Here is a 13,224-nt window from a genome sequence, read left to right as displayed (position 1 = left end):
GGTATCGGTTTATGCAAAATTACCCGTGGAGACACGGGTGCCTTTATGGTTGTATTTGAATATCATTACAAATATGACCGCGAGGATGAGCGAATACCCGGCGAAGACTAACCAAATTGTTTTCCATTCGGGATTGCCTGCAACGGTTAAATAATCGACAACCTTGCCACTGACAAACCCACCCAGGATGCAACCGAAGCCATTGGCCATCATTAAAAATACGCCCTGCGCACTGTTGCGAATGGATGGGTCAACCTCTTGCTCAACAAACACAGAACCTGAAATATTGAAGAAATCAAATGCGCAACCGTAAACAATCATGGAGAGGATTAAAAATAAGGTACCAATGAAAGACGGGTCGCCATATGCAAAAAGGCCAAAACGTAACATCCAGGCAATCATGCTCATTAACATGACATTCTTAATACCAAAACGCTTCAGGAAAAACGGAATCGCCAGGATAAAACAAACCTCTGAGATCTGGGATACAGACAGCAGAATTGATGCATGTGTAACCACAAAACTATTGGCAAATTCAGGAATGCGCTCAAAGCTGTGCAGGTAGGTATTACCAAACATACCCGTGATTTGTAACTCGGCACCCAACAGCATCGAAAAAATAAAAAAGATGGCCATTTTGCTATTTTTGAATAAAGCAAAAGCGCGTAGTCCCAATACGTCGATAATACCGCGCGCCTGATTCGACTTAGCGACCGGGATACGGGGTAACGTTAATGTAAACAGGCTTAATGCCAGAGAGGCTGCGGCACCGATGTAGAGCTGAACATGGCTAAGTTCGAACCCCGCAAGGCTTACCGCCCACATCGCAGCAATGAAACCGATGGTTCCCCATATGCGAATAGGCGGGAACGCCGCAACAATATCCAACCCTGCATTTTGTAGTCGATAGTAGGAGATAGTATTACTGAGACCAAGAGTTGGCATGTAAACTAAAGAATTCAACAGGATAACCGTGAACATCGCGGAGGGGGTAGTGACTGTCGCGGCAATAAATAGCATGATGGCGCCGATAAAGTGACAAGCGGCATAAACCCATTTTGCGCTAATCCATTTATCCGCGACTATCCCAAACAAGGTTGAGGTAATGACGGCGGCAATCCCCAAGGTGCTGTATACCGCACCGATATCTTCACCCTTGAAGTGCAATGTAATAAACATGTAGGAGCCAAAGGTGTTAAGCCAACTCCCCCATAGAAAAAACTGTAGAAAAGAAAGCGTTTTTAATTGAAGTTTCAGATTCATGTTATTTACCTACGTAATATAAATAATAGTAAACCCTTAATAAAAAATGAATGCATTGAGTTTATGTTGCGCCGATATATCGAAATGAATAAAGTTCATGTCGATTAGGTGTAATATCGGTACGCTATCTTTATAATCGAACAGTGGCGATAAAAACCAATACATTTTACTGTTGCGCTCAAGATCATTTCTATATTGATTCTGTTTATTTAGTGCGTAGGTATGCGGCGTTATTTATAACGTTTTTTATATGCTTATGGTTTTAATATTTTGTGGGTGTATAACGAGCATCCGGTAATATATCACTATTACCGGATGCTTTAACATTCTGTGAGCGGAGAATGAAAAACAGACTAAATCTTTCGCGTTAAGAACCCGCTTAACTATCCTTTTACGATCACGGCGGCAGCAGCAGCTTTTGCCCGCTCGATGGCGTCATCAACCGAATCCGCTGTTGCCAGCGCCACGCCCATTCGACGCGTACCCTCGATTTCCGGTTTTGCAAACAATCGAACCTGCAGACCCGCACCGACCGCGCCATTAACGTTATCAAAGGTGACGTTCTGGCTCTGTAAACGCGGCAGAATAACCGCTGAGGCGGACGGACCATACTGACGAATCGCGCCAACCGGCAGGCCCAGGAATGCGCGAACGTGCAGGGCGAACTCGGAGAGGTCTTGTGAAATCAGCGTCACCATCCCGGTGTCATGCGGGCGTGGGGAAACCTCGCTGAAGACAACGTCATCGCCACAGACAAACAGTTCCACACCAAACAAACCATGACCGCCCAGCGCCAGCACAACGTCGCGGGCGATAGCCTGTGCACGTTCCAGGGCGAGCGGACTCATCTGCTGCGGCTGCCACGATTCACGATAATCGCCATCTTCCTGGCGGTGACCGACCGGTGCACAGAAGTGAACGCCATCGACCGCGCTCACCGTCAGCAGGGTGATTTCAAAATCAAAATTCACCACGCCTTCGACGATGACGCGGCCCGCGCCCGCACGGCCACCCTGCTGGGCATACAGCCAGGCGTCGGCGAGCTGCGCTTCGCTGCGGATAAAACTCTGGCCTTTGCCGGATGAGCTCATTACCGGTTTGATGATGCAGGGCAGGCCAATTTCCGTGACGGCATCACGGAACGCCGCTTCGCTGTCGGCGAAGCGATATGCCGACGTGGGGAGCTTGAGTTCTTCGGCGGCCAGGCGACGAATGCCTTCGCGGTTCATGGTCAGCTGCGTGGCGCGCGCGCAGGGCACCACGTTCTGGCCCTGACGTTCCAGTTCAACCAGCATGTCGGTGGCGATAGCTTCAATTTCCGGCACGATGAAATGCGGTTTTTCCGCCTCGACCAGCGCTTTCAGCGCCTGACCATCCAGCATGTTAATGACGTGCGAGCGGTGAGCGACGTGCATGGCAGGCGCATCGGCATAGCGATCGACAGCAATCACTTCAATTCCCAGTCGCTGACACTCAATGGCAACCTCTTTTCCGAGTTCGCCAGAACCTAAAAGCATTACGCGCGTCGCCGCAGGACGCAGGGCTGTGCCTAGTAAAGTCATTGCATCTTCCATCGTCTGTCAAAATTTCGCGCATTATAAACGAAAACGTTTGCGTCTGTCTTGCTGTCAGCGTTAACCCCGCGCTATCACCTTAAATTTGCGCATCTTTATGCGGCGCAGACATATCCTGACATCGACTCGCCTACGCTGGATAACTGGCACAAATCTATCGGAGGTCATATGTCTGGCTGGCTTAATCAACTGCAATCGCTGCTGGGGCAAAAATCGGGTGAGGGGAAGAAAGATCTCAGCCAAATGCTGGTGCCTGGCGCACTGGGCGGGCTGGCGGGGTTGCTGGTCGCCAGTAAATCCTCGCGCAAAATGCTGGCGAAATACGGCACCGGGGCGCTGTTAGTCGGCGGCGGTGCGGTGGCGGGCAGCGTGTTGTGGAACAAATATAAAGATAAGTTAAAGGGCAATCCGCAAACAGAACAGAGATACGGTGAACCTGCCGCGCCGCTGGATGTGCGCACGCAGCGACTGATTCTGGCGCTGGTGTTCGCCGCGAAGAGCGACGGGCATATTGATGCCAAAGAGCAGGCGGCCATCGAACAGCAACTGCGCGAAGCCGGTGTTGAGGAGCAGGGGCGTGCGCTGATCGCCCAGGCTATTGAACAGCCGCTCGATCCCCAACGTCTGGCGCGTGATGTGCATAACGAAGAGGAAGCTTTAGAGCTTTACTTTGTGAGTTGTGCGGCGATAGATATCGATCACTTTATGGAGCGCAGCTATCTGAATGCGCTGGGCGACGCGCTGAAGCTGCCGCCGGAAGTGCGAGAAGGCATCGAGCAGGATTTGCAGCAACAAAAACAGCAACTTTAAACGTCTTGTCACAGGTTTCGCTTGCATCGTCGTTTAATTTGTCCACCCTTATAGGGTGTGACTAATACAGAAGAACAATGACATGCCGCCAAAAGCGAAACGAATTCCTCACGCCATGACGCTTCATGGCGATACGCGTATCGATAACTATTTCTGGCTGCGCGACGACAATCGCGCAGAGCCAGAGGTCCTCGATTATCTGCATCAGGAAAATGATTACGGAAAAAGTGTGATGGATTCTCAGCGCGAGCTTCAGGAGCGCGTGCTGAAGGAGATCATCGACCGTATTCCTCAGCGAGAAGAGTCCGCGCCCTATACCAAAAACGGTTATCGCTATCGCCAGGTGTATGAGCCGGGCTGCGAGTACGCGATATATCAGCGCCAGTCGGTGCAGAAGGGGGAGTGGGAACCCTGGGATCTGTTGCTCGACGCTAATCAGCGCGCCGCGCACAGCGAATTTTATACCCTCGGTGGGCTGACGGTTTCACCGGACAACGATCTGCTGGCGATCACCGAAGATTATCTTTCGCGTCGCCAGTACGGCCTGCGTTTTTGCAATTTGCGTACCGGGATTTGGTATCCTGAAGTGCTGGAGAATGTCTCTCCTGGCATCGTCTGGGTCAATGATTCTCAAACGCTCTATTATGTTCGCAAGCACCCCACGACGCTTCTGCCGTGGCAGGTGTGGCGACATCGCATCGGTACGCCTGCGGCGCAGGATACGCTGGTGTATGAAGAGAAAGATGACACGTTCTACGTCAGCCTGCATAAAACGTCCTCGAAACACTATGTGGTGATCGCGCTCTCCAGCGCCACGACCAGCGAAATGCGGCTGCTTGATGCCGAGTTGCCGGATGCCGAACCGATCGTGTTCCTGCCGCGTCGAAAAGATCATGAATACAGCATCGATCACTTTCAGCATCATTTTTATATTCGCTCCAACCGTGAAGGGAAAAACTTCGGTCTTTACCGCAGTAATGTACGCGATGAGAAACAGTGGCAAACGCTGATTCCGGCACGCGATGATGTGATGCTTGAGAGCTTTACGCTCTTTACCGACTGGCTGGTGCTGGAGGAGCGTCAGCACGGCCTGACCAGCCTGCGGCAGATTAATCGCCATACGCATGAAGAGAGCGGGATCGCCTTTGATGACCCGGCCTATGTCACCTGGGTGGCCTATAATCCTGAGCCGGAAACGTCGCGGCTGCGCTATGGCTATTCGTCCATGACCACGCCGGATACGCTGTTTGAGCTGGATATGGACACCGGCGAGCGTCAGGTGCTGAAGCAGCAGGAGGTTAAAGGTTTCGACGCCTTGCGTTACCAGAGCGAACACGTTTGGATCACCGCGCGCGATGGCGTGGAAGTCCCGGTTTCGCTGGTGTATCACCGCGAACATTTCCGCAAAGGAAAAAATCCGCTGCTGGTGTATGGCTATGGCTCTTACGGCGCCAGTATGGACGCCGATTTCAGCGGCAGCCGTCTGAGCCTGCTGGATCGCGGTTTTGTCTATGCTATCGCCCACGTTCGCGGCGGCGGCGAGTTAGGGCAGCAGTGGTATGAAGATGGCAAATTCCTCAAGAAGATGAATACCTTCAATGATTACCTTGATGTGACCGATGCGCTGCTGGCTCAGGGCTATGGTGATGCCAAACTGTGCTACGGCATGGGGGGCAGCGCGGGCGGGATGTTAATGGGAACCGCTATTAATCTGCGCCCTGAACTGTTCCATGGCGTGGTGGCGCAGGTGCCATTTGTTGATGTCGTCACGACGATGCTGGATGAGTCTATTCCGCTGACCACCGGGGAGTTTGAGGAGTGGGGAAATCCGCAGGATGAAACCTATTACCACTACATGAAGTCCTACAGCCCCTACGATAATGTGCAGCCGATGGCGTATCCGCATCTGCTGGTCACCACCGGGTTGCATGATTCTCAGGTACAGTACTGGGAGCCCGCGAAATGGGTGGCGAAACTGCGCGAGCAGAAGGTGGATGATAACCTTCTGCTGCTGTGTACGGATATGGACTCCGGGCATGGTGGAAAGTCGGGGCGCTTCAAAAGTTATGAAGGCGTAGCGCTCGAATTCACGTTTCTGATTGCGCTGGCTCAGGGTACCTTACCCGGCAGAAGCGTCCGCTAATTTATTCGCCCAGATAGTGCTTTAACGTGAGGCGCAATTCCGGGCTCATTCGATCCAGGTTGTTGAACAACCACCGTAAATAACCTGGATCGTTCTCCGCCACTTCCGAAACCTCTTTGCCGCGATATTTACCAAAGGTAAAGGTGCGCAGCAGCGCCGGGCGTCCGGTGACATCGACCATTTGTTCGGGCGACCAGCCAGAAACATCGATGATATCAATCAGTAATGCGGCAGTGATATAGCAATCATACAGCGCGCGGTGATGATGTAACCCCGGCGGCGTGGCGATGCTCAGTTTGCGCGACTTATACAGCGCCATGTTGCTGTATTTGATGCCGGGCCATAACCGACGCGCCATCTTCATCGTGCAAATCCACTCACCGTTCATTTCTGGCAGAACGCGACGGTCGAAACTGGCGTTGTGCGCGACATACCACGGGCTTCCCTGGTAAAAAGGCAGAACCTCTTCAATCCACGGCTGATTGGCAACCATCTCTTCCGTAATGCGGTGAATTGCCATCGCCTGTGCGCTGATCGGGCGATCGGGGCGCACGAGGTGGCTCATTGGGTTGGTGATTTTCCCATCCACGACATCTACGGAAGCTATCTCAACGACGCCCCCCTGAAGGTCGCAGGTTTCGGTATCGATCACGCGTAACATGGCTTACTCCCGGCCAAAAGAAGCTAGCGTAATGGAATGATGTCGCCTTGCCAACCCTGAGCGCTTTTTCTGCCGGTGACCAGTAGTTCACCCTGGTCCGCCCGGACGATCAGTTGCCCGGTTTCATCCCATAGGGCGCTGCCGCCGGAAAAGTCATCGCAGCTGTAGTTAGACTTGAGCACCGCGATGGCGTGCTTACGTGCAAACCATTGTAACCGCTGAGTATTCAGGCTTTGCTGGGATTCTGCGGTGCTGGTGAGTGTGGCCAGCAGCGACGCCTGTGGCGATAGATCGCAGCCATCGTTATTCAAATTGAACACGCTAATATAGCGCGATTCCGGCGTCAGGCAGGTACCGTTGCCCTGCGCACAGGTATACGGTTTCGCGATGTCGGGGGAGAATATGGCCACGCCCTTACTGCGTTGACCGTTTTCCTCAACGGGTAAGCCAGCCACAATGGTTATCTGATGCTGGCGGGCCGCATCGGTGAGCGGTTGCAACTGGTCGTTACTGGGAGGTGAGGGGAGCCCGGACTCACCCGTCAGGCCAGTCAGAGAGAGTTCAGGGAAAATTAATACCTTACATTCCAGTTTCGCCGCGGCGCGGATAAAACGGAGATGGTGAACGATATTTTCGGCGAGGCTGCCGTTCTGCGGCGCGAATTGCGCCGCTGCAATAGACCATGCCAGCATAGTTGCTTCCTTCAACAAGAGGTCAGTGGGTCGTTACTTCAGATTTTCCTGAAGAAGTTTACACCGATTGCCGTAAGGAAGTGTAACAGTCCGTAAGGATTATTTTTGTTTCGGCTCGTAAGGCAAACGAGACAGGGAAACCGAGGCCAGACGATGGGCGATTAAACGCTCGCGGAACCAATCGCGAAGGTGTTCCGGCTGTTCGCGTTCCACCACTTCGGCAACCACTGGCATGTTATAGCGTTCTTTAAAGGCGACGCCCGCTGCGGCAAGATCGACGTTAACTTTATCCATCTCATCTTGCGGTAGTTTAGCCAGATTAGTATGCATCAGATTCTCTCCTTTTCAGGGCGCAACGTTACTAAGAGTCTAGTAGAATGGCAAGCTTAATGGCGCCACATCTCGACTCAGGAATTATACAAGGTTATTCTTTCAGCTACATCCATAACAAAAGGGAATGAACAATATGGGATCCCACGCCGTTCGCGTGCTCTGCGCTACGCTGTTTTTAACCTGCTCCCTCTCTGCCCCGGCTGTCTGGGCGCATGCCCACCTCAAACAACCGGTGCCTGCCGCAGAAAGTGAAGTGAGCCCCGCTCCGCAATCTATCACGCTGCATTTCTCTGAAGGCGTCGAATCGCGCTTCAGCGGCGTCACGGTGACTGGCGCAGATGATAAAAAAGTCGAAACGGGCAAAGCGGTACGCAGTGAAACTGATAAAACGGAACTGACGGTTCCGATCAATCAACCGCTGGCATCCGGGCTCTATACCGTTAACTGGCACGTGGTGTCAGTCGATGGGCATAAAACCCAGGGTCAGTACCAGTTTCGCGTGAAATAATATGCTGACGACGCTCTATGTTGGGCTGCGCTTCGTGCATTTTGCTGCGCTGATGGCGGTACTGGGATGCGCGCTTTATGGCGGCTGGTGGGCTCCACCACCGCTGCGCCGTCTTTTCAGTCAGCGCTTTGCACCGCTGATTCATCTCTCGCTGCTGGCCTGCGCCGCATCGGCACTGCTGATGCTAATAGTGCAGGGCGGGTTGATGGGGGATGGCTGGCGCGACGTCTGGCAGCCTGAAGTCTGGCTGGCGGTGGCGGCGACGCAATTTGGCGGTGTCTGGCTGTGGCAAATCATTCTGGCGGGCGTGGCGCTAACCATTGGTTGGGTGAAACCGCGTCAGATGATGCGTTTACTGCTGCTCCTGACGGCGGCGCAGTTTATCCTGTTGGCAGGTACCGGGCATTCGGCAATGCGCGACGGGGCTATTGGCGCGCTACAGCGCGGGAATCATGGGCTGCATCTGCTGTTTGCAGCGGCCTGGCTTGGCGGCTTATTGCCGTTTCTTTATTGTCTGAGACTGGCAAAAGGGCGCTGGCGGCAGGCGGCAATCTATACCATGATGCGTTTTTCGCGGTACGGGCATCTCGCGGTGGCGGGTGTCGTGCTGACGGGGATCGTTAACGCATTATTGATTCAGAATGGCTGGCCGCTGGATACACCTTATAGCCGCATGCTGCTGGTAAAATGTGCGCTGGTCGCCATGATGGTGGTTATTGCGCTGGTGAACCGCTATGTTGTCGTGCCGCGAATGGTGATGGCCGAGCCCGCTACGCAACGCTTTTTTCTGCGCACAACGCAGGTAGAACTTGTTCTTGGGGCGCTGGTGCTGGCATGCGTCAGCCTGTTTGCCACCTGGGAACCTTTTTAAATAATGGCGAAGATATGAAAAAAATCGTTCTGACTCTTTTATTGTTAACGGCGGCGGGTTCCGCGCTGGCCGCCCCGCAAATTATCACCGTGAGCCGCTTTGAGGTGGGGAAAGATAAGTGGGCGTTTAATCGGGAAGAGGTGATGCTGACCTGTCGCCCGGGCAATGCGCTGTATGTGATTAACCCAAGCACGCTGGTTCAATATCCGCTTAACGGCATTGCCGAAGAGCAGGTTAAGGTCGGGAAGACCACCGCGCAGCCGCTGAGCATCATACAAATTGATGATCCTGCGCGTCCGGGAGAGAAAATGAGCCTGGCACCGTTTATCGAACGCGCCGAAAAGCTGTGCTGATTGTCAAAAATATCTAATTGATTCCAAATAAAAAACCGCCGCCATTCCGGGAATGTGCGAGCGGTTTTTTTATGGTCTGCCGTTTTTTGACGCCGAAATTTTCTGACCGCTTTCGTCGCGGACTGGAAAACCTGGCACGGTCATCTATTCTTATAGTGCAAGGCGACTTAGCCTGCATTAATGCCAACTTTTAGCGCACGGCTCTCTCCCAAGAGCCATTTCCCTGGACCGAATACAGGAATCGTATTCGGTCTCTTTTTATCAGTCTGTTGCGCCATCTGTGGCGCTTAGCATCCTGAGCAAAGAGCCATACCCGCCGGTACGTCCTTTTTCTTTATATCATAGCGATTGCGTCATTAACAATTACTTTACATTTATTTTTTCTACCAGTCTGTTTCGCCCGTCGCAGGTGAATCGCCATGATTGCTCGGTGTTTCTGTATGTTCAGGCGCATTTATCAATGTATCGCGAAATAATTAGCCTTATGATCTGTTTTACGCTCTCCGTATCATCGCATTTATAAAATCGTCAGAGTTAAGAATGCTCTGACAAATAGAATAAATAAAGGAGTGCGGTAAATATTTATTTCTGTGATAAGTCCTCACCTAATGAATAATTCGGAAATGCCTGATTAATCATCTGCTATGGCGAACAAATCACCGTATGCCGCGCCCGGCGGGGCGCTCAGGCTTTATGTAATCGTGTGGTGGGTGCAAATCGCGCTATCCTTTTTGCTAAAAAGAGTGCACTCTAACGGGGAGTTAAGCTACAGCCTTCCGGTAAGTTTTTTTCTTTTTTCAGGTCTCTTTTGTAAAGTCTTGTCCTGAAAGTGAATTAGCCGAACGTATTACTGTCAAACTCTTATACGTACCGCATAAAGAGTGATGAAAAGGATTCATTTTTTCCTTACGCGCTACTTTTTTTCATGCCTCAGGAAAAAATGATGTCTAAAGAATTTGATACCCGGTTATTGCATCCGCGTAACTGGTTAACGTGGTTCGGCTTAGGTGTGCTTTGGCTCATCGTCCAGCTTCCTTATCCTGTCTTACATGCCCTCGGTTCAACGGTGGGTAAAATGTCTCGTCGTTTTCTCAAGCGCCGCGAGCGCATTGCGGCGCGTAATATTGAACTCTGCTTCCCTCAGATGGACGCGGCTTCACGTGAAGCGATGCTTGAGCAAAACTTTATGTCGCTCGGGATGGGCCTGATTGAAACCGGTATGGCCTGGTTCTGGAGCGATGCCCGCGTCAAAAAATGGTTTGATGTCGAAGGTTACGACAACCTGACTAAAGCATTACAGCAGCATCGTGGCGTGATGGTGGTTGGCGTGCACTTTATGTCACTGGAGCTCGGGGGCAGGGTCATGGGGTTATGTCGCCCGATGATGGCAACCTACCGTCGTCATAATGATCCGCTGATGGAGTGGGTTCAGACCAAAGGTCGCCTGCGTTCCAATAAAGCGATGATCGATCGCCGCAATTTGCGTGGCCTGGTGCAGGCGCTGAAAGCCGGTGAAGCCGTGTGGTTTGCGCCAGATCAGGATTACGGCCCGAAGGGTAGCGTTTTCGCACCGTTCTTCTCGGTGAACGAAGCGGCAACGACCAACGGGACCTGGGTGCTCTCACGTTTGTCAGGCGCGGCAATGCTCAGCATCACCATGGTGCGTAAGGCGAATAAGAAAGGTTACGTGCTGCACATCAGTGACGTGATGTCTGATTACCCGGTGAATGACGAAATCGATGCGGCCAGCTATATGAATAAAATCATCGAGAAAGAGATTTTACGCGCGCCGGAACAGTATCTGTGGGTGCACCGTCGCTTTAAAACGCGTCCACGCGGCGAAGCGTCGCTCTATCATGCGGCTTCTCCGCACTGATCGGTACCCTCAAAAATCGCTGTATTCGTGGGCGGGATACCAGAACCCGTCCACAAAATCCTCTATCGGAAAACATCCTCCACGACGCAATCGCTGATCTTCCATCGCAGCAACACATTGCTTCTCCGAGTTATACACGTCCACGACAATATCATCACAGCCACCGTCAAGGTAGCAGATGAACAAAACCAGTGCGAACATCCTGCCCTCAGTCTGATAAAAGGTTATGACACAACGGATCCGTTAAGGATTAAGTGTAGGGGATGAAGGGCAGCGGCGGGAAAGGTTATGCAAATAAATAACCCGCCTGTGGGCGGGTTCCTTTTGGGTTATGCGAAGCGCAGTACCCAGGCATCAGAACGTTGGTCGTAATGTTTACGGTAAAGGACAGAGTGTTCGCCGTTGAGTACGGCAGGGACGCTGGTGTCGGCATCCCAGGCGTCTAGCTGCATGCATAAGTCAGGGTCGGATTTACAGGGGATGCTTAACGTTCGTTCACCGTGCTGCTCGCCGTGCAGCTCGGCATCATCTATCTCGAATGCGCCGATGCGTACGTTGGTTTTACTCATGATGCTCTCCGTTGGTCGCTGATATTGTGGTACGACCAGTTCAGGTCGCCCATTTTTTAGCGTAGCCAACGAAGAGAATATCGCCAGTCAAAAAGTGCGCTATTTTTGCGCGCTTATCAGGGTTTTTCGGCAAAAAGTTTGCCGTCGCGGACCAGTTCGCGCGGATAACTGTTTTTCAACCGAGAGCTAATTCGCTTCGCCAGCCCAAGCGGGAAGCCCTGATACGTCACCACCACATCGTCGTGATTTGGCACATTTTCTGGGTAGATATCGCGCCCGCGATACCACTCCTGTGCCTCAGTCTGCGTCAGCTCATGCCCCAGTTTGTCGGTTTCGGCCAGCGCAATCACCGCTTCGTGCTGCCAGCGATAACCTTTGTTATGCGTCTCGGCAAGCTTGAGGCCAATGCGCGAGAAACGGACTTTTCCGAGCAGCGGTTCAATCTCTGCCGGGAAGAGCCAAATCTCCTTATCGCGCTGCCAGAGGGAAAGCGCGTCATTCCAGAACAGTCCGACCTGACTGGCTGCCTCAGTGACGGCGGCGGATTCGCGGGTTTTCATCGGTGTGAACGGGAATTTACCCACTTTATAGCCCGGTGCTGGCAGAGGCTCGACCGAGGCGATTTTACGCAGACGGGCAACGAAGAAGCCTTCGCAATCGTAAATTTGCGGGAAGACGTGGAGGAAACCTTCGGGCGTGAGCGCCTCTTTAGCTGAAGGGAACAGGGTTGCCAGCGATTCGATTTCCACAGCCTGCGGATACTGTTCCAGCAGCCAGGCCAGTACCGATTCGTTTTCGTCGCGATTGAGCGTACAGGTTGAATAGACCAGCGTACCGCCAGGTTTCAGTGCGTGAAAGGCGCTGTCGATAAGCTCTCGCTGCGTGGCGGCAATCTCAAGATTACTTTGTACCGACCAGTTTTTCAGCGCGTCGGGATCTTTACGCACTACGCCTTCGCCGGAACACGGCGCATCAAGCAGAATAGCGTCAAAACTTTCCGGTACTGCCGCACCGAAGACGCGGCCATCAAAATGGGTCAGCGCCACGTTGGCAATACCGCAGCGGCTGATATTGGCGTGGAGAACTTTTACCCGGCTGGCGGAAAACTCATTAGCGAGAATTGCACCCTGGTTGCCCATGCGAGCGGCAATCTGGGTGGTTTTCGATCCGGGAGCGGCGGCGACGTCCATCACCCGTTTTGGCAGCTCGTCCCCGGTAAACAGCGCGGCGACCGGCAACATCGAGCTGGCTTCCTGAATATAAAACAGGCCGCTAAGGTGCTCAGCGGTGCTGCCTAACGGCAGTGACTCTTCGTCTTCGCGTTCAATCCAGTAACCTTCCGCACACCAGGGCACCGGCGTCAGTTGCCAGCCATAAGGGGCGACCAGTGCCAGGAAATCGGCAACGCTGATTTTCAATGTATTGACGCGAATACTGCGGCGCAGCGGGCGCTGGCAGGCGGCAATAAAATCATCAAAGGCGAGGTGAGCAGGCATGGCCTCACGCATCTGCGCGAGGAATTCATCGGGAAGAAAGACAGAGTTTTGAGCCACTGGGGAGTACCACACGTA

14 protein-coding genes are annotated in these 13,224 nt (G+C 52.7%); 6 read left to right on the top strand and 8 right to left on the bottom strand.

From position 1 onward, the window contains the following. Positions 1-9 precede the first annotated feature (9 nt). Positions 10-1,263 (bottom strand): nucleoside permease, encoded by a 1,254-nt coding sequence (locus AC1MKH_RS14800; protein WP_276219904.1) that lies wholly within the window; start codon positions 1,261-1,263, stop codon positions 10-12. Positions 1,264-1,646: 383 nt separating this feature from the next. Beyond that, positions 1,647-2,825: a formate-dependent phosphoribosylglycinamide formyltransferase gene (gene purT, locus AC1MKH_RS14795; RefSeq protein WP_276219905.1), complete on the bottom strand. Its 1,179-nt coding sequence runs from the start codon at positions 2,823-2,825 to the stop codon at positions 1,647-1,649. A gap of 180 nt (positions 2,826-3,005) precedes the next feature. Here purT and AC1MKH_RS14790 point away from each other — a divergent pair, with 180 nt between their 5' ends. Both AC1MKH_RS14790 and ptrB read left to right on the top strand, forming a co-directional pair. Further along, a complete protein-coding gene (locus AC1MKH_RS14790) occupies positions 3,006-3,647 on the top strand; it encodes a tellurite resistance TerB family protein (RefSeq protein WP_327621906.1) in 642 nt (213 codons plus the stop codon). 82 nt (positions 3,648-3,729) lie between these two features. Beyond that, on the top strand, positions 3,730-5,790 hold the full coding sequence (gene ptrB / locus AC1MKH_RS14785) for an oligopeptidase B (RefSeq protein ID WP_276219907.1): 2,061 nt from the start codon (positions 3,730-3,732) through the stop codon (positions 5,788-5,790). Between the two features lies 1 nt (position 5,791). Here ptrB and exoX read toward each other — a convergent pair whose 3' ends face one another. The 3 genes from exoX to AC1MKH_RS14770 all read right to left on the bottom strand — a co-directional run bounded on the left by exoX (position 5,792) and on the right by AC1MKH_RS14770 (position 7,473). After that, a complete protein-coding gene (gene exoX / locus AC1MKH_RS14780) occupies positions 5,792-6,451 on the bottom strand; it encodes an exodeoxyribonuclease X (RefSeq protein WP_276219908.1) in 660 nt (219 codons plus the stop codon). Between the two features lie 23 nt (positions 6,452-6,474). Next, entirely contained in the window at positions 6,475-7,143 is a 669-nt protein-coding gene (locus AC1MKH_RS14775) for a carbon-nitrogen hydrolase family protein (RefSeq protein WP_276219909.1), read from the bottom strand. 99 nt (positions 7,144-7,242) lie between these two features. Further along, positions 7,243-7,473: a DNA polymerase III subunit theta gene (locus AC1MKH_RS14770; protein WP_015964045.1), complete on the bottom strand. Its 231-nt coding sequence runs from the start codon at positions 7,471-7,473 to the stop codon at positions 7,243-7,245. A gap of 136 nt (positions 7,474-7,609) precedes the next feature. Here AC1MKH_RS14770 and yobA point away from each other — a divergent pair, with 136 nt between their 5' ends. The 4 genes from yobA (at position 7,610) to lpxP (ending at position 11,084) form a co-directional block, all read left to right on the top strand. Next, on the top strand, positions 7,610-7,984 hold the full coding sequence (gene yobA / locus AC1MKH_RS14765) for a CopC domain-containing protein YobA (protein ID WP_276219910.1): 375 nt from the start codon (positions 7,610-7,612) through the stop codon (positions 7,982-7,984). A 1-nt stretch (position 7,985) separates the two neighbouring features. Beyond that, on the top strand, positions 7,986-8,855 hold the full coding sequence (gene copD / locus AC1MKH_RS14760; protein ID WP_276219911.1) for a copper homeostasis membrane protein CopD: 870 nt from the start codon (positions 7,986-7,988) through the stop codon (positions 8,853-8,855). Positions 8,856-8,869: 14 nt separating this feature from the next. Next, entirely contained in the window at positions 8,870-9,208 is a 339-nt protein-coding gene (locus AC1MKH_RS14755) for a YebY family protein (protein WP_276219912.1), read from the top strand. A gap of 943 nt (positions 9,209-10,151) precedes the next feature. Then, the gene (gene lpxP, locus AC1MKH_RS14750; RefSeq protein ID WP_231827022.1) at positions 10,152-11,084 is read left to right on the top strand and encodes a kdo(2)-lipid IV(A) palmitoleoyltransferase; all 933 of its coding nucleotides are present in this window, start codon (positions 10,152-10,154) and stop codon (positions 11,082-11,084) included. A 9-nt stretch (positions 11,085-11,093) separates the two neighbouring features. Here the strand turns inward: lpxP and AC1MKH_RS14745 are convergent, their stop codons facing one another. The 3 genes from AC1MKH_RS14745 to rsmF form a co-directional block, all read right to left on the bottom strand. Continuing rightward, the gene (locus tag AC1MKH_RS14745) at positions 11,094-11,285 is read right to left on the bottom strand and encodes a YdfD/YebW family protein (protein WP_231827023.1); all 192 of its coding nucleotides are present in this window, start codon (positions 11,283-11,285) and stop codon (positions 11,094-11,096) included. Between the two features lie 128 nt (positions 11,286-11,413). Continuing rightward, positions 11,414-11,653, bottom strand: coding sequence for a YebV family protein (locus tag AC1MKH_RS14740; RefSeq protein WP_015964053.1), 240 nt, complete (start codon positions 11,651-11,653; stop codon positions 11,414-11,416). A gap of 116 nt (positions 11,654-11,769) precedes the next feature. After that, complete coding sequence (rsmF, locus tag AC1MKH_RS14735; protein WP_276219913.1) at positions 11,770-13,206, bottom strand: 16S rRNA (cytosine(1407)-C(5))-methyltransferase RsmF; 1,437 nt, start codon at positions 13,204-13,206, stop codon at positions 11,770-11,772. Between the last annotated feature and the right edge of the window lie 18 nt (positions 13,207-13,224).

Source organism: Pseudocitrobacter sp. CD920760 (assembly GCF_057782505.1).
This window is presented reverse-complemented; position numbering and strand designations above follow the sequence as displayed.